This is a genomic window from Thioclava sp. NG1, assembly GCF_003122275.1.
In the GTDB taxonomy this organism is placed as follows: Bacteria; Pseudomonadota; Alphaproteobacteria; order Rhodobacterales; family Rhodobacteraceae; genus Thioclava; species Thioclava nitratireducens.
On sequence record NZ_QFBB01000014.1, the window covers coordinates 41,531 to 66,863 of the forward strand.

24 protein-coding genes and 1 pseudogene are annotated in these 25,333 nt (G+C 60.5%); 12 read left to right on the forward strand and 13 right to left on the reverse strand.

The annotated features are described in order from the left end of the window. Positions 1–365: 365 nt before the first annotated feature. On the reverse strand, positions 366–638 hold the full coding sequence (locus DEM26_RS20915; RefSeq protein WP_109173159.1) for a zinc ribbon domain-containing protein: 273 nt from the start codon (positions 636–638) through the stop codon (positions 366–368). A 97-nt stretch (positions 639–735) separates the two neighbouring features. Beyond that, positions 736–1,614: pseudogene (locus tag DEM26_RS19065) on the reverse strand (RNA-guided endonuclease InsQ/TnpB family protein); the annotation flags it as partial. Positions 1,615–1,640: 26 nt separating this feature from the next. Here DEM26_RS19065 and tnpA point away from each other — a divergent pair. Next, entirely contained in the window at positions 1,641–2,045 is a 405-nt protein-coding gene (gene tnpA, locus DEM26_RS19070; protein WP_109173161.1) for an IS200/IS605 family transposase, read from the forward strand. Between the two features lie 182 nt (positions 2,046–2,227). Here the strand turns inward: tnpA and DEM26_RS19075 are convergent, their stop codons facing one another. After that, positions 2,228–3,535 (reverse strand): Glu/Leu/Phe/Val family dehydrogenase, encoded by a 1,308-nt coding sequence (locus tag DEM26_RS19075; RefSeq protein WP_199224709.1) that lies wholly within the window; start codon positions 3,533–3,535, stop codon positions 2,228–2,230. 127 nt (positions 3,536–3,662) lie between these two features. Between DEM26_RS19075 and DEM26_RS20490 the strand changes: the two genes are divergently transcribed. Continuing rightward, positions 3,663–3,806 (forward strand): hypothetical protein, encoded by a 144-nt coding sequence (locus tag DEM26_RS20490; protein WP_158275170.1) that lies wholly within the window; start codon positions 3,663–3,665, stop codon positions 3,804–3,806. On the opposite strand, the gene DEM26_RS19080 is transcribed toward DEM26_RS20490, so the two are convergent. Genes DEM26_RS19080 through DEM26_RS19090 form a run of 3 tightly spaced genes read right to left on the reverse strand, consistent with a single transcriptional unit; the run spans position 3,796 to position 8,419 of the window. Beyond that, positions 3,796–4,794, reverse strand: coding sequence for a rhamnose ABC transporter substrate-binding protein (locus tag DEM26_RS19080; RefSeq protein ID WP_109173162.1), 999 nt, complete (start codon positions 4,792–4,794; stop codon positions 3,796–3,798). The two genes, DEM26_RS20490 and DEM26_RS19080, sit on opposite strands and share 11 nt — an antisense overlap. A gap of 41 nt (positions 4,795–4,835) precedes the next feature. Further along, on the reverse strand, positions 4,836–5,834 hold the full coding sequence (locus tag DEM26_RS19085) for an ABC transporter permease (protein ID WP_109173163.1): 999 nt from the start codon (positions 5,832–5,834) through the stop codon (positions 4,836–4,838). Further along, positions 5,831–8,419: an ATP-binding cassette domain-containing protein gene (locus DEM26_RS19090; protein ID WP_199224710.1), complete on the reverse strand. Its 2,589-nt coding sequence runs from the start codon at positions 8,417–8,419 to the stop codon at positions 5,831–5,833. Before DEM26_RS19090 ends, DEM26_RS19085 begins: the two co-directional genes overlap by 4 nt. A gap of 419 nt (positions 8,420–8,838) precedes the next feature. On the opposite strand from DEM26_RS19090, the gene DEM26_RS19095 reads away from it, so the two are divergent. Further along, positions 8,839–10,080 (forward strand): ROK family transcriptional regulator, encoded by a 1,242-nt coding sequence (locus tag DEM26_RS19095; RefSeq protein WP_146194494.1) that lies wholly within the window; start codon positions 8,839–8,841, stop codon positions 10,078–10,080. A gap of 354 nt (positions 10,081–10,434) precedes the next feature. Here DEM26_RS19095 and DEM26_RS19100 read toward each other — a convergent pair whose 3' ends face one another. Further along, positions 10,435–10,902 carry a hypothetical protein gene (locus DEM26_RS19100; RefSeq protein WP_109173165.1) on the reverse strand — a complete coding sequence of 156 codons (468 nt, stop codon included), beginning with the start codon at positions 10,900–10,902 and terminating at the stop codon, positions 10,435–10,437. Between the two features lie 274 nt (positions 10,903–11,176). Here DEM26_RS19100 and DEM26_RS19105 point away from each other — a divergent pair, with 274 nt between their 5' ends. Beyond that, positions 11,177–12,424 carry an SLC13 family permease gene (locus DEM26_RS19105; protein ID WP_109173166.1) on the forward strand — a complete coding sequence of 416 codons (1,248 nt, stop codon included), beginning with the start codon at positions 11,177–11,179 and terminating at the stop codon, positions 12,422–12,424. 250 nt (positions 12,425–12,674) lie between these two features. Here DEM26_RS19105 and hydA read toward each other — a convergent pair whose 3' ends face one another. From hydA to DEM26_RS19130, 5 genes are read right to left on the reverse strand one after another with little or no spacing between them, the layout of a single operon-like run. Further along, on the reverse strand, positions 12,675–14,090 hold the full coding sequence (hydA, locus tag DEM26_RS19110) for a dihydropyrimidinase (protein WP_109173167.1): 1,416 nt from the start codon (positions 14,088–14,090) through the stop codon (positions 12,675–12,677). Next, the gene (locus DEM26_RS19115; protein ID WP_109173168.1) at positions 14,090–15,343 is read right to left on the reverse strand and encodes a cysteine desulfurase-like protein; all 1,254 of its coding nucleotides are present in this window, start codon (positions 15,341–15,343) and stop codon (positions 14,090–14,092) included. Before DEM26_RS19115 ends, hydA begins: the two co-directional genes overlap by 1 nt. A 20-nt stretch (positions 15,344–15,363) precedes the next feature. Beyond that, entirely contained in the window at positions 15,364–16,101 is a 738-nt protein-coding gene (locus DEM26_RS19120) for an amino acid ABC transporter ATP-binding protein (protein WP_109173169.1), read from the reverse strand. Further along, complete coding sequence (locus DEM26_RS19125) at positions 16,098–16,772, reverse strand: amino acid ABC transporter permease (protein ID WP_109173170.1); 675 nt, start codon at positions 16,770–16,772, stop codon at positions 16,098–16,100. Before DEM26_RS19125 ends, DEM26_RS19120 begins: the two co-directional genes overlap by 4 nt. A 55-nt stretch (positions 16,773–16,827) precedes the next feature. Next, on the reverse strand, positions 16,828–17,619 hold the full coding sequence (locus DEM26_RS19130) for an ABC transporter substrate-binding protein (RefSeq protein WP_075777110.1): 792 nt from the start codon (positions 17,617–17,619) through the stop codon (positions 16,828–16,830). Between the two features lie 167 nt (positions 17,620–17,786). Between DEM26_RS19130 and DEM26_RS19135 the strand changes: the two genes are divergently transcribed. From DEM26_RS19135 to DEM26_RS19145, 3 genes are all read left to right on the forward strand, one after another. Next, positions 17,787–18,485, forward strand: a complete 699-nt coding sequence (locus tag DEM26_RS19135; protein WP_109173171.1) for a FadR/GntR family transcriptional regulator — start codon at positions 17,787–17,789, stop codon at positions 18,483–18,485. Positions 18,486–19,139: 654 nt separating this feature from the next. Next, positions 19,140–19,934 (forward strand): ion transporter, encoded by a 795-nt coding sequence (locus DEM26_RS19140; protein ID WP_199224711.1) that lies wholly within the window; start codon positions 19,140–19,142, stop codon positions 19,932–19,934. 126 nt (positions 19,935–20,060) lie between these two features. Next, entirely contained in the window at positions 20,061–21,446 is a 1,386-nt protein-coding gene (locus DEM26_RS19145; protein ID WP_109173172.1) for an ABC1 kinase family protein, read from the forward strand. A gap of 719 nt (positions 21,447–22,165) precedes the next feature. Here DEM26_RS19145 and DEM26_RS19150 read toward each other — a convergent pair. Beyond that, positions 22,166–22,390 (reverse strand): hypothetical protein, encoded by a 225-nt coding sequence (locus DEM26_RS19150; protein ID WP_109173173.1) that lies wholly within the window; start codon positions 22,388–22,390, stop codon positions 22,166–22,168. A 298-nt stretch (positions 22,391–22,688) separates the two neighbouring features. On the opposite strand from DEM26_RS19150, the gene DEM26_RS19155 reads away from it, so the two are divergent. The 5 genes from DEM26_RS19155 to DEM26_RS19175 all read left to right on the forward strand — a co-directional run bounded on the left by DEM26_RS19155 (position 22,689) and on the right by DEM26_RS19175 (position 25,219). Beyond that, entirely contained in the window at positions 22,689–22,883 is a 195-nt protein-coding gene (locus DEM26_RS19155) for a hypothetical protein (RefSeq protein ID WP_109173174.1), read from the forward strand. A gap of 7 nt (positions 22,884–22,890) precedes the next feature. Continuing rightward, a complete protein-coding gene (locus DEM26_RS19160) occupies positions 22,891–23,235 on the forward strand; it encodes a hypothetical protein (protein ID WP_109173175.1) in 345 nt (114 codons plus the stop codon). A gap of 413 nt (positions 23,236–23,648) precedes the next feature. Continuing rightward, on the forward strand, positions 23,649–23,939 hold the full coding sequence (locus DEM26_RS19165; protein ID WP_109173176.1) for a hypothetical protein: 291 nt from the start codon (positions 23,649–23,651) through the stop codon (positions 23,937–23,939). Between the two features lie 422 nt (positions 23,940–24,361). Beyond that, on the forward strand, positions 24,362–24,697 hold the full coding sequence (locus tag DEM26_RS19170) for a YegP family protein (RefSeq protein WP_088719299.1): 336 nt from the start codon (positions 24,362–24,364) through the stop codon (positions 24,695–24,697). A gap of 45 nt (positions 24,698–24,742) precedes the next feature. Continuing rightward, on the forward strand, positions 24,743–25,219 hold the full coding sequence (locus DEM26_RS19175; protein ID WP_233243218.1) for an MAPEG family protein: 477 nt from the start codon (positions 24,743–24,745) through the stop codon (positions 25,217–25,219). The last annotated feature ends 114 nt before the right edge of the window (positions 25,220–25,333 follow it).

Consider the following 25,333-nt stretch of genomic DNA (forward strand, 5'->3'; position numbering starts at 1 on the left):
GCTGGCAACAGTCACTGGAGAACCTTGCCCGGCTCGTTGAACCTGAGATCAAGCAGTAGCCCAAGTTGTAAAGCTTGACTGTCGCAAGCAGAGGCACTCCGCGACCGAGTCCCGTTGATCGCGCTAAGGCGTAGGCGTTCTCGATGGTCTAGTGTTCCGAATATTCTATGCCGGTCGAGAGCCGGAACCAGCTCGCGCCCTCGACCCGAGCCGCTTCGATCAGCTCGCCGGGACGTAGCCGGGCTTGACCGGACGCTTCTCGGCTTGCGTCTCGGACAGGCCGTAGAACACCGCGAGGGGCCGCCAGACTTGTAGTTCTTGATGAACCTGCCCCACCAATCTCGTAGGTTGGAAGGGATTTCGGATCAGGCGGCAGCCTGATCCCCGACCGTCCCGGCCGGGTTGATCGTTTCCGCGTTCTGGCGACGTCGGCTCTCCTCAAGCCCCCAGTTCAGCAGGACGCGGGCCGCGGCCTCGTCTCGCCCGAGACGACAGCCGCAGTCGCAATCATGCTGGCGCTCCGCGAGCGTCTTCTTGCGCACCGCGCCGCAGTCCGGGCAGCGCTGTGACGGCTTCAGCTCTCGCGTCTTCGCCTCGAAGAACTCCGCACCAGCTTCTTCCGCTTTGTATCGGAGCATGTTCAAAAAACCGGCCGGAGCCGTGTCCAGGATCGATCGGTTCAGGCCCGCCTTCTGGGCCACATTCCGCCCCGGCGCCTCCGCGGGCCGAGCCGGTCATGTTGCGCACCGTCAGCGCCTCGGTCGCGATCAGGCGGTGCCGCCCGACGATCTGCGCGCTCGTCTTGTGCAGGAAGTCCTTCCGGCGCGCAGCGATCTTCGCATGACGACGCGCCAGAGCGCGGCGATGCTTCCGCAGCGCTCGTCGGGAGATCTTTCGCGCCCGGGCTGCGGCCGAGAGCCGGCGCTGCTCAGCCTTGAGGTCCTCGGCCTCGAGATCCCAGTGGCGCGGGTTCGGCAGTTCCTCGAAGGCGCCGTCTTCATGCGCGAGCGTGGCAAAAGTCGAGACGCCCCAGTCGAGCCCCACCGCCTGCCCCTCGGCCGACGCGCGCTCGGCGCAGCCGGTCTCGACGACCACGTTGAGCCTCCAGCCGCGGATTGTCCGGGTCACATCGGCCTTGAGCACGCGGCCCGGCGTGCGCGCGATGCCCCGCATCCGCATGCGCCCGATGCCAAACAGCGTGGCATGGCCATGTCGGCCGCCGTCGCGCATCTCGACCCTGAAGCCGTTGCCGTGCTCCTTGTAGCCCCAGCCACGGAAACGCTCGGCGCTCTTGAAGCGCGGGAAGCCCGGCGCTTCCCCCGCGCGCAAGCGGCGAAAGAAAGCCTGGAAGGCGAGATCCAGGCGCTTCAGAACGACCTGGGCCTCATGCGTGTGGACGAGCCCGCGCCAGCCCTCGAGGCCGAAGCGGATCTCCTTCAGCGCCTTTTCCTGGTCGGAGCGCGAGACCCGGATCTGGCTATGCCGCCAGGCGCCGATCCGCTCCTCGAGCGCAGCGTTCCACAGGTCTTTCAGCATCAGGTGCTTGCGCGCCAGCGCCGCCGCCTGGGCGGGCGACGGATAGAGCTTGAAGGAGAGGGATCGAGTTGCGGTCATGGCCTGAATATTATATTGGTTCCTACATGCCGGATCAATCTTATAGTCGTACAAACAATTGCGTTTTCAGTCTCCACTATCATATGGTTCTAGTGATAACGCAGCGTCGCGCAGTGCTGACATCCGAAATGCTGCGGGCGGCCGAGGTCGCGATCCGCGAGCGCTGCGATGTTCGCGGCGGCGTGCTGGAGGAGTTCGGCGCGGAGGCCGATCACATCCATATCCTGTTCTCGTTGCCGCCCGCCGAGGCGGTCGCCGACTTCGCAAACGCGGTGAAGACCACGACCTCGCGGCGGCTCCGGAGGGACTTCCCGAGCCTGAAACGCCTTGGCGGTGCCCTCTGGTCTCCGAGCTACTTCGTGAGCAGCTGCGGCAGCGCCCCGCTGGAGACGATCAAGGAATATGTCCGCTCGCAGGAGCGACCGGACTGACCTCACCAGCCCTGCGGGCTCCCCCACCAATCCCGCAGGTTGGAAGGGGCTTGAGGGGGGCTTCGGGGTCAGGGTCAAGCCCGGCAGAACCCGATCGCCGAGCCCAGCGTAAAAGCTGGGCTTCGTTGCGCGCCAACGCTGCCTCCGGGTCAAACCCCAACCCAGCAGGTCGACAGCGCCTGCTAAGATCCCTCGAAATAAGCGGGAGTGCCCCGGGCTTCCACGGATTCCGCGATCCGACGCAGGCCATGGATGTAGGCGGCATCGCGCATCGAGAGTTCCATCTCGTTGTGTAACGTCCAGATCGATTGCGTCTCGGTTTCCATGGTCGTTTTAAGATGGTCCCGGACACGCGAGCTGTCCCAATAAAAACCCGATCTGTTCTGAACCCATTCCAGATGCGAAACCGTGACGCCGCCGGAATTCGCGAGGATATCGGGCACGACGATATGTCCAGCTTCCGTCAGCTTCTTGTCGGCCTCGGGAGACACCGGTCCGTTCGCCATTTCCAAAATGATGCGGGCTTTGATCCTGTCGCAATTCTCAAGCGTGATCTGCCGCTCCAATGCGGCAGGCACCAGCACCTCGCAATCAAGCTCCAGGAGTTCGGCATTTGAGATCTCTTTGGTCTTGCCTTGACCTTTCGCGCCTTTCACGCCGCCCGTCTGATGCTTGTGCTGCATGACGGCCAGCGGGTCCAAACCGCCCGGGTCGTATATACCGCCTCCGGAATCCGAAATGGCGACGATTTTATACCCGTCCGCGTGCAACAGCTTGGCGCAGTGGAAGCCGACATTCCCAAACCCCTGGATCGCCACCGTGGCGGTGTTCGGATCGAGAGCGAGTGCGGATTCCAGATAGCGCAGGGCATAATATCCGCCGCGTGCCGTCGCATCGACGCGCCCGTTCGTGCCCCCGAAAGCGAGAGGTTTGCCGGTAATCGCGCTCGGGGAGGCTTGCCCCGAAATCCAGCTGTATTGGTCCGCCATCCACGCGATGACGATCCCGTTCGTATACATGTCCGGCGCCAGAATATCGCGATCGGGGCCGATGAACGGCGCGAATGCTTCGACATAAGCCCGGCTCAAATGCTCCAACTCGTTGGCCGAGAGCGTTTTCGTATCCACGCAGACCCCGCCTTTCCCGCCGCCGAACGGTAGGTTGGCGACGGCGCATTTGAAGGTCATCCAGAAGGAAAGGGTCTCGATTTCGTCGAGCGAGACGTTTGGATGGAAACGAACGCCACCCTTGGTCGGTCCCCGTCGATCGTTATAGCGGCACCGCCATGACTGGAACGCCATGCGGCTCCCGTCATCCATCCGGATCAGAAGCGTTGCGGCCAAAGTCTCGCGGGGCCATTTCAGCTCTTCGTAGACGTCGGGATGGATGTTGAGCCGCTCGCAGGCCGCCCGCAGCGTTTCGCGAGACTTCGCAAGCATGCCAGTCGTCAGGGGCACATCGTCCTCGACGTCTTTTTTCTTGGTCGGCATTAATCCGGCACTCCCCAGCGAGGTTTCTCAAAGCGGTTTCTTCAGAACATGCTTTTACACTCGGCCGAGATGGCGGCAGCGTCATTGATTTGTCTCAACCTATGCGAGCCGACGCAGGAGGTGTGGATTGGATTCCGAGCAGGAGCACGTCATCGAGAAAAAGCTGGGGATCTTGGGCAACGCCAAAAGTCAAAGAAGCTGGCCCGACAACCGGGCCAGCTTCTTTTGCGCGGATCCAAAACCAATTGGCTCTGAAGGTCTCAGAATTTGAACTCGTCAAGATTCTTCGGCGTTACGATCTTCGCAGGCCCGAGAACAACCTCGCCGTCCTCTCCGACCGTGTAGCTCCCAAGCTTGCCGGCATCGAAAGTGTCACCCTGTTTGCCAGTGATCTTGCATTCGGCTAGCGCCTGAGCAGCGTAATAGGCGAGATATCCGAGGTCGGATACGTTCCACCAGATATCCTGCGCTGATCCGTTCTCGATGTATTTCCGGATCAAGGAAGCCGGCGCAAGGCCGGTGAGTTTGATCTTTCCGGTCAGCCCCGCCTCTTCAAGTGCCCGAGCGGCGGCAGGAAGGCCGATCCCGGCGGGAACGATGATCCCCTTCAGATCCGGATAGGTCTGCGCGAGTGCAAGGGTCTGCTGCTGATTGACCTGCTCGCTTTCCTGACCATAGACGACGGTGACCAGCTTCATTCCGGCATAGTCGGGATTCGACTTCAGTTCATCTTTCATCTGGGCGATCCAGGCATTCTGGTTGGTCGCAGTAGGGGTCGAGGACAGGATCGCGAATTCCCCTTCTCCAATCAGCTTGTGCATCGATTGCAGCATCATCTCGGCGAGGCTCGACCCCTTGGCCTGATTGATGAACAACGAACGTGCCGAGGCTGACACATCGGAATCGTAGGAAATCACTTTGACACCATTCGCAGCGGCGCGCTTCAGCGCGGGTGCCACAGCGTTCGCGTCGTTGCCGGAGATCGCGATCACATCAACCTGCTGAGCCACGAGGTTATTGATGAACTCGATCTGCGCCTCGGCCGTCGCTGTGCTCGGCGCGGCCATAATGACCTTACCGCCAATTTCCGAAGCTGCTTTCTCCGCACCCTCGTTCGCGACCTTGAAATAGGGATCGGTGTCCAGCTTGGGCACGAAGCCGATTGTTCCCGGCGACTTGAGGCAGTCCTGCGCCGACGCGCTGCCCGCTGCGAGCGCGAAGGCGCAACAGGCCGAAATCAGTAGGTCTCTCTTCAACATTTCTCTCTCCTCCTTGTTGAACTGGGTCGTTGCTTCTTGGATCAGGTGGCATCTTGCCCGAGCGCAGTGCGAGACGCCTTGAACCGCTGGAAGCGTTCGCTCAGAGCGGGGACGAACCGGCCCGCCAGAAGCGCCAGGATCAGCAGGGCGCCCACAATCGTGCTCTGCGCATCGCCGCCGACACCGTTGATGCCCATCAGGTTGCGGATCAGGGCAACCAGGCTAAGCGCGCCCACGACACCGACAACTCCACCCTTCCCACCGAAAACGCTCACGCCGCCGAGCATCGCGATGGTGATGATCTCCAGTTCCATCCCGAAGGCGTTGTTGGCCCGTGCATTCGCAAGCCGGGCCGTATAGACGACCCCCGCGATGGAGCAGATGAGCCCGGAAAACACGAACAGTCCGAAGCGGATTTGGTTTACCGCGATCCCGGAATACAGCGCCGTCATCGGGTTCCCGCCGATCGCGAAGATGCGCCGCCCGAGTATCGTCCGATGCACGATCACGGTGAAGACCGGCAAGATCACCAGGAAGGGCACGATCGTCCACGGAATCGGAACGCCAGGCACATTGGTGAAGCCAAAATTCAGCAGGCTGTCGGGCAGGACATTGACCGAATTCGTGCCAAGCAGCATGTAGCCAATGCCCCGGAACATCGCCATAGTCCCGAGCGTCACCACGAGTGAGGGAAGGCCGAACACGGTGACCATCACCCCGTTGAACGCCCCCAGCAAGGCACCGGCGACGAGCGTCAGGGCGATCGCGGGCCAGAGCGGCATTCCAGCCTGAACCAGGAGGCCTAGAATGACGCTTGATAGCGCAAGCGTGCTCGCCACCGAGAGGTCGATATCTCGCGTGATCAGCAGGAGCATCATCGGCAGCACGATCAATGCCTTCTCCGAAACTCCCGCGATCATCTGCGAAATGTTGAAGCTACTGCCGAAATTGTCGAACAGCGTCAGCCCCAGAAGTAAAATCAGCAAGGCAACCGCGCAGATGAAAGTATCCCAGCCGGATAACCATTCGGGTTTCTTCATGACGGGACCCTCCTCGCGAGGTTGCGTTCATGGCGCGCCGCAATCTTGGCGTCGATCGTGATCGCCACGAGGATGACCAGGCCATAGATGCCCTGCAGCCAGAGCGGATCGACCCGGACCAGCACCAACCCGTTGCGAATGATCAAGAGCGCCAGCGCTCCGAGCACGATCCCGAGAACCGTCCCCGACCCACCGCGGATCGCGACGCCGCCGACCACGACTGCAGCTACGACGGTCAGTTCGAAACCAAACGCGACACGGGCATCCACGGTCGCATAGCGTGACGCCCAAAGCGCGCCCATAAGGCCCGCGAGCGCGCCCGAGATGACGAAGGCCGCGAAAGTCCGTCGGGTCGACGGAATGCCGATCAGGTCGGCCCCGGCAGGGTTCGAACCAACGGCGTAGAGTTCACGTCCATAGCGCGTTCTGGCCAGAAGAAACGCGGCCAGCGCCAGCACGGCCACTGATATCAGAACGATCATCGGAATCCCGGCCACTCGTGTCCCCGCCAGGTTAAGCCAGTGTTCGGGAACCTCGTCCGCACTGATTTGATTTCCGCCGACAAATATACTGTCGAGACCGCGGAAAATCGACATCGTGCCCAAGGTGGCGACAATGGAGGGCACGCGCCCATAGGCGATCACGACCCCGTTGAAAACACCCAGCCCGGCTCCGATCGCGATAGCCATCGCGACCGCAACAAACGCGGGTAGCGCAGGATGAGCAGACATCAGCGCGGCCGACGCATAGGCGGTCAGGCCGATTACTGAAGCGACAGAGAGATCAATGTTCCGAGTAAGGATCACCAGCATCTGCCCCAGCGCTACTAGGCCGAGCAGTGCCGCATCCATTCCGATCGAATAGAGATTGGAAGCGCTGATCATTCGCGGATTGAGAGCCGTCACGGGGATCATCACCGCGAAGATCGCGACGAGAAGTCCAAGCTCTCTGCGCAGCAGTATACGCGATAGCGTGCCGGCCAACCCGCTTGCAGGGCCTCCCTTTTCTGGCTCCGACATATCGGTCGCTGCTTCACCGCGATCGCGCAGATCGGCGGTTGCGGCTTCGAGGACGCTCGCCGCGGTTGCGTCCTTGCCATCGAATTCGGCGCTCTGATGTCCCTCGTTGAGAACGACAATCCGGTCGCACATTCCAAGAAGTTCCGGCATTTCCGAGGAGATCAGGATGATCGCCATGCCTTGTGCCGCAAGATCCGCGATCATCTCGTGGACTTCTGCCTTGCTCTGCACATCGATGCCCTGGGTCGGCTCATCGAGGATCAGGATGCGCGGCTTACGTGCCAACCATTTTGCGAGAACGACCTTCTGCTGATTGCCGCCTGACAGACCCGAAATTTCTTGGTCAAAACTCGCATAGCGCAGTTTCAATCGCTCCAAGTGATCCTTGACGGCATCAATTTCCTTTTCCGCCTTCAGGAGCCCTCGGGACGTGCATTGCTCGAGAACAGTCAGTGAGGCATTTACCCGGATCGGAAAGTCCATGATCAGGCTTTGCGACAGTCGGTCCTCGGAAACATAAGTGATGCCCTTTCGCATCGCGTCTCCCGCGGACCTGATGCTCGTCGCTTCACCGTCGAGCGTTATCACTCCCGAGGACGGCTGGGTGATCCCGAAGAGCGTGCGGGCCACCTCGGTGCGTCCGCTCCCCACGAGTCCACCGATCCCGAGAATCTCGCCAGCGCGCACCTCAAAGGAGATGCCGTCATATTCTCCGTCGCGGGAGAGATCGCGGACGCCCAGCACGACTGCTCCATGGGTGGAACTCCGGGTCGGGTATTCTGCGGTCAATTCGCGACCAGCCATCAGGTTGATCGCTTCCTGCCGCGTCAGAATATCGGCGGGTTCCAACCCGACCAACTCGCCATCGCGAAGCACTGCCACGCGATCCGCAATCTCGAAAATCTCATCCATCCGGTGACCAACGAAGACGATACCCACGCCCCGTGCCTTCAATTGCTCGACAACGGCGAAGAGTTTGACGACTTCACGATGGGAGAGCGCGGCGGTAGGCTCGTCCATGATCAGGATATCCGCATTGGTCGAAAGCGCTCGCGCAACCTCAACCAATTGCTGCTCCGAGACGCTCAGAGTCCTGAGCGGCTGGTTCGGGCTGACTTCCAGACCGATCGTCTTCAGAAGGTCTTCCGCTTCTGAGACCATCCTGGACATATCGAGAGTGCCGCGTTGCGTCTCCACGAAGTGCCCGAAGAAGATGTTCTCCGCCACAGACAGGTCGGGGAACAGTCCCGGATGCTGGTGCATGACCGCGATGCCCGCCCGCTTCGCATCGAGCGGGCTCGTCCAAACCCGCTCCGAGCCTTCGATTTCGATTACCCCTTCGTCAGGGGCGTAGACACCGGCGAGGACCTTCACGCAGGTGCTCTTGCCGGCACCGTTCTCCCCCAGCAGCGCCAACACCTCACCAGCCCTGATCTCGAACGAAACATCGCTGATCGCAGTCGTGCCGCCAAACCGCTTGGTCGCGCCAGAAAGGCGGAGAAGGACATGTCCTTCCTGGTGCGCCGCGTCTTGTTGTTCGATCTGCTGCTCTCTCATCTCCAGCATGACGTTGACCCCCAAACAGCCGTCCGCCCTGCCCCTCCCCATTTACGCATTTTCCGCTCCTCCACGCTCTCCAAAAGCTTCGACCCCATCGTCAAACCTGTCAATCATTACTTTTGGATGAAGTATTATTTGCAAAATGCGCTGGACGCCGCCGGACACAAAACAGCACCATACACACTGCCATATGCCGCTGAGGTAAAACATTTTATTAAATAAAAACATATGCTTGCATTCAATTGTTTCAAGGCGGCCAATGCGCCCCCATAAGAGCTAAGAGCTGGAAGCATTTAGAGATTAACCTGCCGGTAAAATCTGGAAAACTTGAGGCGACAGTAGTTATCGTGTGAAATTTGCGAGTGAGAAAACCGATTCGACCCAAGCTCCAGGAGCGCACATCTCGAGGGTCAACGGCGGTGTTCTTGAGCATAGAGAAGAGGCAAAAGATGCATCGCGGCAACAAGGACGAACACCTCAGATCAACCCCGATCAAGGGGTCGAACCAGATCACGGTTGGCAGCTTCAATGAGAGGCTGGTGCTGCATCTCGTCCGTCGGTATGGAACTCTGACTAAGGCTGAGGCGACACGCGCGACAGGGCTCTCACCCAATGCCGCGTCGATGATCTTCAAGGCGCTTGAGACCGACAACTTGCTTCTCCGGTGCGACCCCATCCGGGGGCGCGTGGGCCAGCCATCGGTCCCGATGCGGATAAATCCTGCGGCGCGTCACTATCTCGGACTAAAGATTGGACGCCGAAGCTTTGACATGGTGGTCATTGATTTCAGCGGAAACGTCGTGGCACGACGTCAAGGGCAGCATGACTACCCGACGCTTGAAAGCACGATCGACTTCGTCAAATCCGCGATGCGCCCCCTCTTGCGATCGGCAAAGATATACAAGGACGACATCTCGGGTCTCGGCGTCGCGATGCCTTGGGAGCTGTGGCACTGGACAAAGGAACTGGGAGTGCCCAGCGATGTGATGGACGAATGGCGCAACGTCGACATCGGCGCCGAGTTGACGCAGGTCTTCTCTGGGCCGATCTCGGTAGAAAATGACGGGACAGCAGCCTGCCGCGCCGAATTGGTCTTCGGAGCCCACAACAAGCTGGAAGATTTCATATACTTATTCGTCGGGACCTTCATCGGTGGCGGTGTCGTCCTGAACGGTGGAGTATTCACAGGAAGCCGCGGGAATTCAGGCGGCTTCGGTCCACTCAGAATTACCGATGAACCTGGCGGCCAACGGCTTGTCGATCATGCGTCCCTGATCGTCCTCGAACGACAACTCGACGACGCAAAACGCAAGATCGTGCAGGATGAAAGCTCCGACTGGGACGCCTTGGAACCTCTTCTGTCGCAATGGATTTCCCGCGTTGCGCGTAGCCTGGCCCAGGCTATCGTTTCAAGCCTCGCAGTCATTGACTTTGAGGCCGCCGTAATCGACGGAGCATTCCCAAAGAGCGTTCGGTCGCGCATCATCGCCCAGCTGTGCGAAGAACTTGGACGGCAGGATTTGCAAGGCGTGCTACGCCCGGAAATTTTGGAGGGACAATTTGGAGACGTCTCTCGTGCCCTTGGAGCCGCAGCCTTCAGGATCGCAAGCGAGTTCATGATTGATCAAAATACGCTAATGCGCGAGAGCCCGGGCATCGCGTCGTGAGCATCCATCGACCGACTTGTCTGGCGCAGCTGCGCCCATCGAGTCAGAGGATTGATCCGCCTGTCGACCGCAGCCTCGGGTCGCCCCCACCTCCCCGGCTTGCGTGACAAGATCGAGAACAGCCGTGATCACCGTTTCCGCCGCGGTATCACCGAGCGTTTAAAGAGGGGAAGACATATCAGCTCGCGCGATGACGTCCTCCAAACTTGCGTCGGAGCCGTTGAAAGGTAACGCGTTCGCGCAGGGCCTCTCTGCCATTCAGCTTCGGGCGGCCGAAACAGGCAGGCTGCGCGGGCAGCGCCCACCTGAAAAGCTCCGTCTTTTCGCCTCCGAGAAACCTCTTCAGCGGAATTGCTACGAGTTCTCCCAATGCCGGCGTGACAGAAAATACGCGTTGTTCTGACGAGCCGCTTGAATCGCGCATTCCAACCGGATTTGTGAAACAGGAACTTTGAGGGTCACATCGCAGGCTTGCATACGTTCGCTGGTAAGGTCATCCGCGCGCATTTCGCTGGAGACCAATATCAAGGGGAGCGAGGGGCATGTGCGCCTTACGCGCATGCAAAAATCAATCGTGTCTTCAATGTCTCCCAAATGATCGCCGTCGACCATCAGGACGTCGATCTCGTCGGTATGAAGCGCCAGCCAAATTTCGGGCAACACCCCTTCCGGCCATATGAGTAATCTCGCGTCCTCGCGGTCACAAATTTCAGCGAGTTCCGCGCCGATCGAACCTCCTGCGCCACAGTAAATAATGCAGCGCTTCGGAAGGAGGAGGGGGGCGGCGAAATGTAACTGCTCGCCGGTCGAAACGCGATCCATTTGATCCCGGACGAATGCGCTTGGAGATCGCGCTTTCGCAGTTGCACCTCTGCCAAATTTCCGAGCCATATCAAATCCAAAAAATCTTCAGAAATTTTCGGAAGCATCCACGTGCTTCGAGTTCAACATTTAAGACAACTTTAAGGCGAAATTTGGCCGTTGAGACATCTTTGCGTCATCTTTAAGCGGAGCCATCGACAGCTATCGCCAGATCGGCCATTGCATTGGAGCTAGGAGCGAATGGGAACGGCTTGATGCGTCGGACACGTTGGTGATGGTCGAGATTATCGGTCTTTGTATCGCGGCTCTCGCGACGGCTGGCGTGATCCTGCGCCCCTTTGGCTGGGCTGAGTGGATCTTTGCCGTGAGCGGCGCTGGAGCGGTGGTTCTTCTTGGGGCACTGCCACTCTCCGACGCCTTGCATGCCATCGGCGAAGGCCGAGAGGTCTATTTCTTCCTGCTCGGCATGATGCTTCTCGCCGAAGTCGCCGGTCGTGAAGGCCTTTTCGACCATCTTGCCGCCCGCGCGGTGCAGGCAGCCGCTGGGTCCGCGCGGCGCCTGTTTTTCATCCTCTACCTGGTCGGCGCGGGCGTAACGGCTTTCCTGTCGAACGACACCACGGTTGTCGTGCTGACGCCTGCCGTTCTCGCAGTTGCGCGCCATGCGCGCGTTCCGCCCCTGCCCTATCTCTTCACCTGCGCCATCGTGGCAAATGCGGCGAGTTTCGTCCTGCCGATCTCGAACCCGGCAAATCTCGTAATCTACCATGGCGTGATGCCGCCACTTGGCGATTGGCTCGCGCGGCTCGCCCTCCCCGCTCTTGCCACGATCGTGGTCAGCTATCTCTGCCTTCGCTGGGCGATGCGCCATGATCTGGACACAGAGCCTACCACGCCCGAGGTGCCTACGCTTTCGCGGGGCGGCTGGATCGCGGCGACAGGGCTGAGCCTTTCGGCGGTGGCACTAGTCACGGTCTCATCCTTGGGCGGCGGCCTTGGTCTTGCGACACTCAGCGCCGGGGTCGCCGTGGCGTTGGCGGTTGCGCTGAGCACCCGGCGGTCTCCCCTGCCCCTGTTGCGGCACCTGACTTGGGGCGTGCTGCCACTCGTCGCCGGGCTTTTCGTGCTGGTCGCCATGCTGGACCGCGTTGGGGTCCTGTCGACTCTGGGCCAATGGCTCGGGCAGATGTCAGCAACCTCGCCGCGGGCGACCGCGGGGCTGAGCGGGACCGCAGTCGGCATCGCGAGCAACCTCGCCAACAACTTGCCTGTCGGACTGGCTGCCGCTGCGGCCGCGACAGCAGGAGAGCTCGGAGATCTCATGCGCGACTGCCTGATGATTGGTGTGGATCTTGGACCGAACCTTTCGGTGACCGGGTCGCTGGCAACACTCCTATGGCTCGCGACTCTGCGCCGGTCCGGGCTTCACGTCTCCGCTGCCCAGTTTTTGGGCGTCGGGCTGAAGGTCATGCCACCGGCGCTGATCCTCGCGCTTCTTATCCGCCTGTGCCTGCCGGAATAAAGCGCCGCCTGCAGATAATTCTTCGCGCTCATTTCGCAGAGGTTCGGCCCGGCCCCGTCATGCACAGGCGATCCTGACCGCCCTTGGGTGCTCGACCAACGACATGGGCGTGCCTTCAGGGGGGCTCGGATCGCGACATTGCGTGTTGTCGGTCGCTCGCCCCATGCCGCCTGCAAGGCATTGAAAATTCCGGAATCGAGGAATGTCTGGATGCTGCGAAACGCGCGCCCTGATTTGGCCAGACACCCGCCTACCAGGCCGAACTGGTCGCCCGCGACAGATACCGCCCGGCCCTGCCCTGCTCTAGAACCTCTCCGTCGACGGCGATTGTCTGGCCGCGCAGGATCGTGCGGACGGGCGAACCTTCGATCTCCATCCCCTCATAGGGCGTGTAATCCGCACCGTGGTTCAGCCTCGCTTGGGTGATCACCGCTTTGCGTTCCGGATCCCAGAGCGTGATATCGGCATCCGCTCCGATCACCAGCGCACCTTTTTGCGGGTAGAGGCCGTAGAGCTTGGCCGGGTTGGTCGAGGTGAGCGCCACAAAACGCTCGATGCTGATCCGCCCCTTGCGCACCCCTTCAGAGAACAGGATCGGCAGCCGCGTCTCCACGCCGGGGATGCCGTTCGGCACCCATTTGAACGAGGTGCGTGCGCGGGGATTGTCCTTGCCGGTCTCGTTGGCGCCTTCGAAATAGAACGGGCAGTGATCGGAGGAGAAGACATCGAAGGTGCCGTCGCGCAGCCCCTCCCATATCGCATCTTGGCTGTCTGTGTCGCGCGGCGGCGGCGAGCAGACATATTTCGCGCCCTCGAAATCCATGTTCAGCCCTTTGAGATCGTCTCGTGTCAGGACGATATATTGCGGACAGGTTTCGGCGAAGACCTTCATGCCACGCTTCTTCGCCCATTGGATTTGCTCCATCGGGTCGCGACCCGAAACATGCACGATCATCACGGGCACGTCGGTCAGCTGCGCGTGGCTGATCGCGCGATGGGTCGCCTCGCGCTCGGCGATCTGGTGATGCGCCACAGCGTGGTAATAGGGTGCTGTCTTGCCCTCCTCCTCGAGCCTGCGTGTCATGTGCTTGATCGCGTCGTGGCCTTCGGCATGGACCATCACCAGCGCGCGCTCGCGCCGGGCCACGTCGAAGACATCGAGAAGCTCTGCATCGTTCAGCACCAGATCGTCATACGTCATGAACACCTTGAACGAGCTGTAACCGTCGCGCACGAGGGCCGGGAGTTCCTGTCCTAGGACCTGCGGCGTCGGGTCCGATACGATCAGATGGAAGGAAACATCCGTATAGCACGCGCCTTCGGCCTTCTCGTGATAGGCCGCCAGACATTCCCGCAGAGAGCTGCCTTTTACCTGCAGCGCGAAAGGCAGAACCGTGGTATTGCCCCCCGCCGCCGCCGACCGGGTGCCGGTCCGGAAATCATCGGCCATCACCGTGCCATCCGAGGTTGGCTGCGCGAGATGGACATGGGCGTCGATCCCACCCGGCAGAACCATCAGACCGGTCGCGTCGATCTCTTCGCGCGCATCCGCGATCTCTGCCGCGATTTCAACGATCTTGCCGTCGCGAATGCCCAGATCGGCGCGGAACTGGTCGGAGGCGGTCACCAGCGTCCCGCCCCGGATCGCCAGATCGCAGCGCGCCATCACGACGCCATCCGCATCTGGGAGGTGATGCTCGCAAGCGCCTCGGTCAGTGCGTCGACCTGCTCGATCGAGTTGTAATGGACCATCGAGACGCGCAGGCAGCCGCTCTGCCCGGTTTCCTTCAGATCCTCGACCAGACGGCGCGAATGGAAATCGCCAAAGCGGATCGCGATGCCGAACTTGTCCATCTCGCGGGCCACCATCTCCGAGTTCAGATCGTCGAACTTGAAGGCGATCGTGGGAACGCGCCCCTCCTCCATCCCGCGCCCGATGATCCGGCAATCGTTTCGCGCCTCGAGCCAGGAAATCAGGCGACCGGCCAAGACATCCTCCTGCTGAGCTATGCCAGCATAGGCGGCCTCGAGGCGCGCGCGATCGCTTCCCTTGCCGCCCAGATGCGTGCCAAGCGCGATCAGGTAATCGACGACGCCGACGGTGCTATAGGCCAGCTCGTAATTCGGATTGCCGGGCTCGAGCTTGCCCGGGACTTTGTCCTTGCCGTAGAAATAGTGATACTGGCCATCGAGCTCTCCCAGCAGATCATATTTGCCATACATGATCGCCATATGCGGCCCGTAGCACTTGTAAATGCTGAAGATGTAGTAATCGACATCCCAGTCCTGCACGTCGATCGCGCGATGCGGTGCATAAGCGACCCCGTCGACGCAGACACGCGCGCCGCGCTCATGCACGAAGTTCGCAAACTCCTTCACCGGGTTGATCGAGCCGAGGATGTTCGAGACGTGATGAATGCAGACCAGCTTCGTGCGCGGGGTCATCAACGGCTCGAGATCCTCGAGACGCATCGACATCGAGGCCTGATCGAGCGGCCAGTTCTTGATGACGATGCCGAATTCGCGCAGCGCATCCCACGGCCCGATATTGGACTCGTGATCCGCGTGGCTGACGATGATCTCGTCGCCTGGCTGCAACTGGCCGCGCATCGCCGAGGCGAGCGTGCGCACGAGTTGCGTGGTCGAGGGGCCAAAAACGATCTCTTCGGGGCGCGCGGCGTTGACGAGTGTCTTGGCCGCTTCGCGCCCCATCATCAGCCCTTCGGCCGCCGCTTTCGACACGGCGTAGCTACCACCGGTCTGCACGTTGCGATGGATCAGGAACTCGCTGATCTTGTCAACTGCGCCCTGGACGATCTGGCTGCCGCCCGCGTTGTCGAAAAACACCCAGTCGGCGGCGAGCCCTGGAAAATGTCCCCGAACGAAGTCGAGATCGATCGCGTCCTGCGCTGTGTTCATCTTGCTATCCTACTCTTTGATCAATGGCTCAGCACAGCGCTGAGAAAATTCTGTGTGCGGGCTTCACGCGGCGCGCCAAGCACCTGCTCGGGCGTGCCGGTCTCGATGACCTCGCCGCCATCCATGAAGATCACCCGGTCGGCGACCTGACGGGCGAAGCCCATCTCGTGGGTGACGACGATCATCGTGACACCGGTTCCGGCGAGCGACTTCATCACGTCGAGCACCTCGCCCACCATCTCGGGATCGAGCGCGGAGGTCGGCTCGTCGAACAGCAGCACCTGCGGCTCCATCGCGAGCGCCCTGGCGATCGCCACCCGCTGTTGCTGCCCGCCCGAAAGCTGGCCAGGATACTTGTCGGCCTGCTCGACGATGCCGACCCGGCGCAGAAGTGTCTCGGCCTGCGCCGCAGCTTTGGCTCGCGAAGTGCGGCGCACGCGGCGTGGTGCCAGCATGACGTTCTCGCGGACGGTGAGATGCGGGAAGAGATTGAAGCTCTGGAAGACCATGCCGACTTCGGCACGCACCTTCGCCAAGGCTCGCCCCGGAAGGACCGGGATGCCGTCGACGCGAATTTCGCTCGCGCGGTCGAAATCCTCCAGGCGATTGATGCAGCGGATCAGCGTTGACTTGCCCGACCCCGAGGGACCGATCACGCAAACTACTTCGCCTTTTTCGATCTCCAGATTGATCCCGCGCAGCGCTTCGTAGCTGCCGTAATATTTGTGCAGATCTCGGATGCTCACATAGCCCATCATACGCGCATCCCGGAATTGAAACGGTTCTCCAGACGCGACACCAGCAGCACCGCTGGCCAGAGGAAAACGATATAGATCAGCGCGGCGCCGATCAGCGGCGAGGGGTTCGCTGCGAGCGCCTGCGCCTGTGTCGCCTGTTTCAGAAGGTCCGGCATCGCGACCACGGAGGCGAGAGCGGTGTCCTTCATCACGTTGATCGAGTTGTTGGTCAGCGGTGGGATCACGATCCGGATCGCCTGCGGCAGGATCACGTCGACCATCGTCTGGCGGTGGCTCAGCCCCAGCGCCTCGGAGGCCTCGAACTGGCCGTTCGGGATCGCCTCGATGCCGGCACGAAAAATCTCCGCCGTATAGGCGCCGGAGACAAGCGTCAGCGCGGTCATCGCCGAAGCAAAGGACGACAGACGCACGCCGAGGAAGGGCAACGCGTAATAGACAACGATCAGCAGCACCAGAAGGGGGATCGAGCGGAACACGTCGATATAGATCTTCGTCAGCAGACGCACTGGCGCCACGCCGTAGAGCCGAAGCATGGAGAGGATCAGGCCGAGGACCAGACCCGCCACGATGCTCGCCACGCCCAGCTGAAGCGTCAGCCAGAGGCCGCTCAGAAGCATAGGCACGCTTCGCTGCAAGACCTCGAAGTTCAGGAATGTGTCAAAAAACGTCATGAGACTCTTTCGGTCAGCGGCGCGTCCCGGCTGAACGGAGACGCGCCCTAGGTCGTTACTTCAGCGAGGGCATGTCCATGACCGTGACGGTGGAGGTATCCGCCTCAGGGGCGACGCCGAACCACTTCTCATGCAGCTTGGCTATCGTGCCGTCCTTCTTGAGCTCTGTGATGATATCGTTCACTTCGCTGGCCAGCGGCGCGTCCTTGGCGAACATCATCGAGTATTTCTCGCCCGTCGCGATCCGCTGGACGACCTTCAGCTGCGGCTTGTCTTTCACGTAGTAGAGAAGCGCCGGAATATCGGAGATGTAGCCGTCGATCCGCCCTGCGGTGAGGTCGAGCATCGCAGGCGCCAGCCCCTCATAGCGCTTGATCTCGGAGAAGCCGTATTCTGCGTTATGCTCGGTCGCCCACATGTCGCCGGTCGAGCCGGTATCGACACCGACGATCTTGCCCTTCATCTCGTCGAGCGATTGCGGCCCGCTGGCGAGCGCGGTCAGCGACTGGTCGCTATCGTAATAGGGCTGCGCGAAGGAGACCGATTTCAGACGCTCATCGGTGATGGTGATCGAAGAGATCGCCGCATCGATCCGGCCCGACTGCACGGCCGAGAAGAGACCGTTGAAGGGGATGTTCACGATCTCGACGTCGCGCCCGAGTTTCGCGGCAACCGCATCGACCAGATCGACCTCGAAGCCGACGTTCTTGCCGGTCTCGTCCTGAAACTCCCACGGCACGTTTCCGATATTGGCGCCGACGGTGAGCGTCTCCGCCCAGGCGCTCGTCCCGAGGGCCGTCACGGCAACGAAGGCCATCGCGGCGATCTTTCCAAATTTTCCAGACATGTTCGTTTTCCCTGTTGATCGTCGTTTTATTTTGCTTAACTGGCATGACCGGTCAGACCGGTCTGACCTTTTGAAGCATGCTTTCCCCGATCTGACAAGGAACTTCTTTGATGTTGGCGGGCGCGGGGGGCTATAGATTTAATAACTGCCAGCTTAAGAGGCGCCGCATGGATTTCACGAACGACAAAAGCCCCGTCACCCAGACGGTCGCGCGCCAGCTGCAAGAAATGATCCGCACCGGAGCGCTGAAAAAAGACGAGCGCTTGCCCTCGCAGCGCGTGCTGTCAGAACAGCTTGGCGTTTCGCGCGCATCCCTTCGCGAAGCCCTGCTGACGCTGGAAACGATCGGCCTCGTGCGCACTTACCCTGCCCGCGGCACCTTCGTGACCGGCGCTCAGACAGGCAAGCCCGCCGCGATGGATCAGTGGCGTTTCGAGGAGCAGTATTCCATCCTCGATGTCTTCCAGTCTCGCCTTCTGATCGAAGCGGAGCTCTGCCGCCTCGCCGCCCCCCACGTGACGCCCGAGATTGCCGACGAATTGCGGCGTGCGACGGAGGAATTCGAGCAGGCATGGCGCAAGGAAGATCTCGTGACCCATGTCGAAGCCGATCTCACCTTCCACAATATCATCGCGCAAACCTGCCCCAACGCCATGCTGCGCCGCCTGCACCAATCCGTGCGCGACCTTCTGAACGAGACCCAGCGCGTGCCAATCCCGAATACCGAAGTCGGCCGCATGAACGCCTCGATCAAAGAGCACAGGGCGATCCTGGAAGCCCTCACGCGGCAGAATGCGAACGACGCCGCGAATGCGATGCGAGAGCATATCCGCAATACCGCACTTTGTGCCGGGGTAGAGATTTGAGGGAACGAGGCTCCTCTGCCTGCGCTTTAGTTTTCAAATCCACTCCGTTTGCGGAGTGCTGATGCGCGTCGGGGTTTCAGCGCAACCAACACCTTCCGCAAGGCATTGAAGAATATAGAATAAAGATGTCTCTGGATATCGCGAAACGAGCCCCGATTTGGCTGGATACCCACCTCTGGATACAGTTCTCCGGTTGGCTCGTGCAGACATCTCGTGAAGTAATGCTGTTATGAGGTTTCGGTCGGATATCCCACGGATGATCTGCTTGAACCAACGTTGCGCCAGTTGCACTCTTTCCGCGCTACACCGCCTAGGCCGGGGAACGTGTTGGCGCAAGTCACCCACCGCGGGGCCAGCGCCTTGCCAATCTAGCAGAAGTTCTCGGCTCAACACCTGCTGGAACGTAAGCGCAGGGGCGCAGCTTGCCTCCCTAGACTGTGGGTCCGACGTCGGCGAACCTCATGACGACTTGGCCTCGTCCACTCCAGCGCGGCCAGGTCATTCGCACCATCGGCTTGGTCAGGTCACATTCGCCGAGGTAGGTCGCGGCACGGCGCGCAAAGATTTCTCCAAGGCACTCATTGCTGAGGGGTAAGGTTGCGCGAGCCCTGCCCAGGGACCATATCCCACCGGCCAATAAGACGGGGGGACTGCATGACTTTGCGCGACCGGATCGCGATGATGCTCGACACATCGACTTTTCGAAACACGATCACGGGCGTGATCCTGTTCAACGCGTTGCTTCTTGGACTCGAGACTTCAGAACGCGCGATGACCCTCGCTGGCGATCTGATCCGGCTGCTCGACATGCTATGCCTGTCGGTCTTCGTGATCGAGATCGGGCTGAAACTGTTCGTGCAGCGGCTGGGCTTCTTCCGCTCGGGTTGGAACCTCTTTGACTTCACCATCGTCGGCGTGTCGCTTCTGCCCGGCGCACAGGTCTTCAGCGTGCTGCGGGCGCTGCGCGTGTTGCGTCTGTTGCGCATAATCTCGGTCGCGCCGCGCCTGCGCAGGGTGGTCGAGGGGCTGATCAATGCGCTGCCGGGCATGGGCAGCGTATTCCTGCTGATGGGCATCATCTTCTACATCGCGAGCGTCATGGCGACGAAACTCTTCGGCACGAGCTTTCCGGACTGGTTCGGCTCGCTCGGACAATCGGCCTATTCGCTGTTCCAGATCATGACGCTCGAGAGCTGGTCGATGGGCATTGTGCGCCCGGTGATGGAAACCCACCCTCTGGCTTGGGCATTCTTCGTGCCCTTCATCATGGTCACGACCTTCGCAGTGGTGAACCTTCTGGTGGGCCTGATCGTGAACTCGATGCAGGATGCCCATTCCGAAGAGGAGACCACGCGCACCGACGCCTATCGCGACGAGGTGCTGCTACGGCTCGAGGCGATCGAACAGCGGATCGGCGATCTGCGCGAGGCGGCTCCGCCCCGCGAGTGAGCCCGTTTCTGAGCGCGCGCGTATAGACAAAGACTAACCCGATCTCAGGAGACCCCGCGCGATGCGCCTGCGCCCCACCCCGACGTTCCCACCTGGTTCGCCCACACCTGATCCGGTGCGCGCCCGATGACCGACCGTTCGCGCCGGGTTCCCAAGACGCGCCTCACGCGGTTCGCCGCCTTCGGTCAGATGGCGGGCGGGATCGCGGTGGGTGCATTGGGCGAAGGGGCGCGCAAACTGGCCAAGGGCGAGCGCCCGCAGCTTTCCGACCTTATCCTGACACCCGCAAACGCGCGCCGCGTCACCGATCAACTGGCGCGGCTGCGCGGGGCCGCGATGAAACTCGGGCAGATGATTTCGCTCGATGCAGGCGATGTGCTACCGTCCGAGTTGACCGAAATCCTTGCGCAGCTGCGCGAGGCGGCGAATGTGATGCCGCCCAAGCAGCTCGACCGGGTTCTGGCGGCAGAATGGGGGCCGGACTGGCGCAAAAAATTCGCGCGTTTCGAGACGCGCCCGATTGCGGCAGCCTCGATAGGCCAGGTGCATCGGGCAGTGCTCCATTCGGGGCGCGAGCTGGCGGTGAAGGTGCAGTATCCCGGCGTCGCGACGAGCATCGACGCCGATATCGACAATGTCGCGGCGCTGCTGCGCTATTCGGGGCTCCTGCCTGCCGGGCTCGATATCCGACCGCTTCTGGCCGAAGCCAAGCGCCAGCTTCATGAGGAGGCCGATTACCTCCGCGAGGCGGAGCAGATGCGCCGCTACCGCGCCCTGATGGAGGAAGACCCGCGCTTCGTGATCCCCGAACCGATTGAAGAGCTACTCCGCCCGACGATCCTGCCAATGGATTTCGTCGCAGGCGCCCCGATCGAAACCCTGGCCGAGGCCGATCAGGCCACCCGCGACGAAGTGACCTCGGCGATGCTCGCATTGGTCCTGCGTGAGCTGTTCGAATTCGGCTACATGCAGACCGATCCGAATTTCGGCAATTTCCGCTGGCAGAACCAGCAGGGCCGGATCGTGCTGCTGGATTTCGGTGCCGCCCGGTCGATTCCGCCCGAGACGACAGCCTCCTACCGGCGCTTGCTGCGCGCGGGGCTCGACGAAGACCCGGCAAAGCTGCGCATGGCCCTACTGGAGATTGGTTTCGTGTCCGAGGCACAGCTGACCCGGCACGGTGACACCTTCGACGAGATGATCGAAATTTTGCTCGCGCATGTCGCGCGAAGCCGGCCCGAGGGGGCACTCTTCGACTTCTCCGACCGCAGTTTCGTCGAGGCGTTGCGCGAACGCGCGGCCCCAATCATGGCGGATCGGGCGAACTGGCATCTGCCACCCGCGCAAACCCTGTTCGTGCAACGCAAGATCAGCGGCACCGCGCTCCTGAGTGTGCGGATGCGCGCCCAAATGCCCTTGATCGAAATGGTTCGTCCCTATGCCGAAGGTAGCCTGGGCGGTTCCATGAGCGCTTCAGATCTAAACACGGCAATGCGCCCGCCTAGATCTTGACCGGGGGACGGACGTCCATCGGCCTCGAACCCATCTCACACGGCATGCACGCAATACGCCGCGCCGCTTTCATGCGAGCAGGCAAACTTCTCGGTCTGAAGGTGCTCGACCAAAGGCATCGAAGCGCTCGAGAGTATATTGTCGAGCCCGCCAACAAACAGCGCGAAAACTGCTGAGCAACGATTACCTCCGAGCAGATTTCACTTGCGAAATGCGAGGCACACGGGCGCACAACCATGATCGTCGGCCTGGCCGGAAAGGCAAAAGGACCTACACTGGGCGTGGCTTTTTCTTGGTCCGGCGAGGCCCCGTCAGGCACAGACGTCTGTTAGGGCCTGTTGGCTGAGGCGTAAGACGGGTGCGCGAAGCTTTGAGTTGGCCATCAATCTTGATGCATCGAGGTTCGGGAAGGTCACAGGCCTCAAGTGTCCTGAGATCCTCTTCCGTCATCTTCGCTGGCTCCGAAAGAGTGGCTCGCAAGACATAAGCAGCCACCGCCGCTCCGCCGGAGAGCACGCCCATAATGATGTATTCGGCCAGATCCATGACACGTTCTTTCGTGGGAACTGTAGCGACGAAACATCAAAAAGTTCAAACTCGGAATTGCTCGGCTCGCAAGCGAGAAATCCGCCCGCAACTGCGCGGCGGCTTGCATATCTGCGAGAAGATGCCTTCTGCGAGGTCACGATGCTAAGCGTCCGACGTGATCTGCATCGCTTTCAGGTCGCGCCACTCGAAGGATCATCCCCCGCTTCGCGGTCTTCATCCGCCTTTTCGCCGAAATAGGCATCGTCGGACAGAGGCTGCGAATTGAACCAACGGATGTCTTCCGCGCTCAGGCTCGCCACATCTTTGATATACCGGCGCTCACGCATCACAATCCAGAAGGCCGCCGCAGCGAACACGCCCATCAGGATCATACCGGCTGTCACATTCCAGTCCATATCGTGCTCCCTAACCTTGAATTAGACCGAGGAGGGTAATCAAAGTCAAACGGGACCACGGTTATCGCTTTACCAGAAGCACCTTCAGGAGGCAGCGCAGGACGGCCGATCCTTGCCGAATTCCGCCGCAGCACCGAGGGCAGGTCACCTGCCGTATCGGCACGTCCGCGAGAACAGCTATAGCTGCTTACAAGGAGCGCGCCGTCGCGCAGCTCAAACGAGCGCAGCCAGCGCCTCCGATCAAACGAGACAAAGCACGGACTTTCAGGCTATAATTAAGTTTTACGGAGGACGACGCATGGAAGATCTTTTCAGGAAACGACAAGAGGAAAAGGCGCGAAGCCGCGCGAGGGATGAAGAGCGCCTGGCGAGAGGCGAGGTCAGTCCCAGCGAGTTGCAGCATCAGAATTTAGTATTCAAGAAAGTCCGAGCCGACCGGGTCGGCTTCGTGAAGAGCCGCGAACCGAAATCCGTCAAATTCCTCAGCCTTTGAGGCTGCTATGTCTATCGATCAGGATCTGGCTCGAGCGAGAACTCAACGCCCAAGACTCCTCGGCGAGTTGGAGACATTGCTCCGAACGCGCAATCCGGACCTCGATCTCTTCGTCTCGGCCCTCGCCCATTATGGCGAGCCCGGATTGGCCCAACTTCATATCTATGGCGTCGAGGGTGACCGCGAACTTAGAACCCGGCTGATGAAATTTGCGACAGCCTGGCTGCTGGAGCGCGGCATATCGATCGAGCTTCAGGAGGGACGCGACCTTTATGACATTCGTCCATGGCGCGAGGCTCGTGGGGGCACGGCTCAAGATATGGGATCTCTGGACGTGCTGGACGAGATTTGAAAGCGCTCGAACCAGGGTCGGCACGAAATAAATCGCAGGTGACGCTAAGAGGCTTACGCGCGCCCTCCCCCGCGGGGCGGGGCAACTTTCCGATGCCCCGTATAGCCTTTTTCAAATGTGCTGCGACGATCTGAAAGCCGCTCTGTGGCCCGCTCTTCGGTGTGTCGACAAACAGCGGCTCCGCAATTCCGAAGCCAGCTTCTTCGAGATCCCGTAACCGCGCCTTCGTCGTCAGGTTCGTATGCGTGGCTACAGTGAAACTCGCGCCGGCGAAATTTTCTCTGCCTCCAAAAAAATCGAAAACCCGTTTTTTCACCCCCGGCACCTAAACTGAATGCATCGCTAGATCCGCTCCGGATCGCCCTACCCGTTCCCGCCGAGCCTCGCTTGCGCGGTCTCAGGAGATGCATGCCATGGCCCACCGTCCTTTTGCGCCAAATATGCGAAAATCTCATCGCGCAACTGGGTTCACCAAGGCCGATGAAGAGCTTCTCGCGCGGCTCGTGAAAGCCCGACTGCACGTCGCCGAACTGATGCTGGAAAGACCAATTTATGCTCCGATTTTCGAGAGACTGGAGCGCGAAATCGCGGCCATCGAGGCGCGCAGGATCGAGGATCCACTGGCCCGCGCGAGAGCGATCCTGCGTGGACTGCCAAGTGACGCGACTTCCCTGTCAGAAGACGATACCCCGGAGCCTTGGTAAGTCTGACTGGCGCACCCGTCGAAGGGCAAGAATCCCGAATGCATCGGGCAGCTCAGTCGTCATGCGAAAAACGAGAGGCAAAAATCCCCAAACGCCTTCTACCTGTCTAAGTCAAAAAACAAAGAACCAAGACGCTCAAGAATCAACAAATAGCTCAAAAATCTTAAACAAATATCGCGAGACCACGCCGCGATACCGGCGAGCATGCCCACGACACCAACACACTTCAAATATCCGCCAACCCAAAATCCTGCCCCGCGCTGACATGCGACAGTCGCGGCGAGCTTCGAGACGATGGCTCGAAAACTTACGCCCACCAACTTCGTCGTTCCCAGTGACGCTGTCGCCCGAAAAGCATTGCCAACGAAGGACTACTCGCTTCACATTCATCGAATAAGCAGTTCTCAAAAGGATACAGACCGGTGGCTGGAAAATTCGAACTCTATAAGGACAAGGCAGGCGAATACCGCTTTCGGCTGAAAGCCGGGAACGGTGAGATCCTCCTAGCCAGCGAGGGGTATAAGCAAAAGGCAAGCGCCGAACAGGGCATCGCATCGGTGCGCAAGAACGCGCCGCAGGACGAGCGCTATGAGCGCAAGGCCACGGCGTCGGGCAAACCGATGTTCAATCTCAAAGCCACTAACGGCCAGATTATCGGGACCAGCGAAGCCTATAGCAGCGAAGCCGCCCGCGAGAATGGCATCAAATCGGTGAAAAACAATGCACCAGATGCCAAACTCGACGATCTGACATCCTGAAGGGGCGCCGCTCCGTCGGCGTAAGGCGCCCCGAAGGAGCGGACCATGGAGGATGCAATGGCCCTATTGAGCTTGGAAAACCCGGTCTTTGCGACTTACGTGATTGCAGCGGCCTTGATGGTGCTGAAAGTGATGGGCCAAGGCTGGATGACGGTCTACCGAATGCAGAAAACCAACTCCGGACTTGCGAGCCCGGAGGACGTTCAAACCGGCCTTCTCAATAAGGCGCCCGATCCGGCCCAGCTTGAGCTCAACGATTATGTTGATCGGTCTCGGCGTATGCATCGAAACGACCTGGAGAATATTCCGGCCTTCTGGGTGGCGGGTTTCCTGTTCGTCATGACCGATCCCGCACTTTGGGCGGCGCAGACTCTGATGTATGGCTTCGTTGCCGCTCGGATTGCGCACTTCTTGGCTTATGCCACGCGCCAAACCCACGAGGTCCGGGCGACCTTCTACACGATCGGGTCTCTGATCGTGATCTATATGGCCCTTCATGTTGTCTGGATCGCGATCGCATAGGCGCGAGCAAAAGGGAGGGGGCCTGCGCCTTCCAGCACAGCTAGGCGCCGCGACGGCCGACTCGCCGGTCTGGACGCATACGTTCCGTAGCCACAGAGACCAGCGTCACCGCTG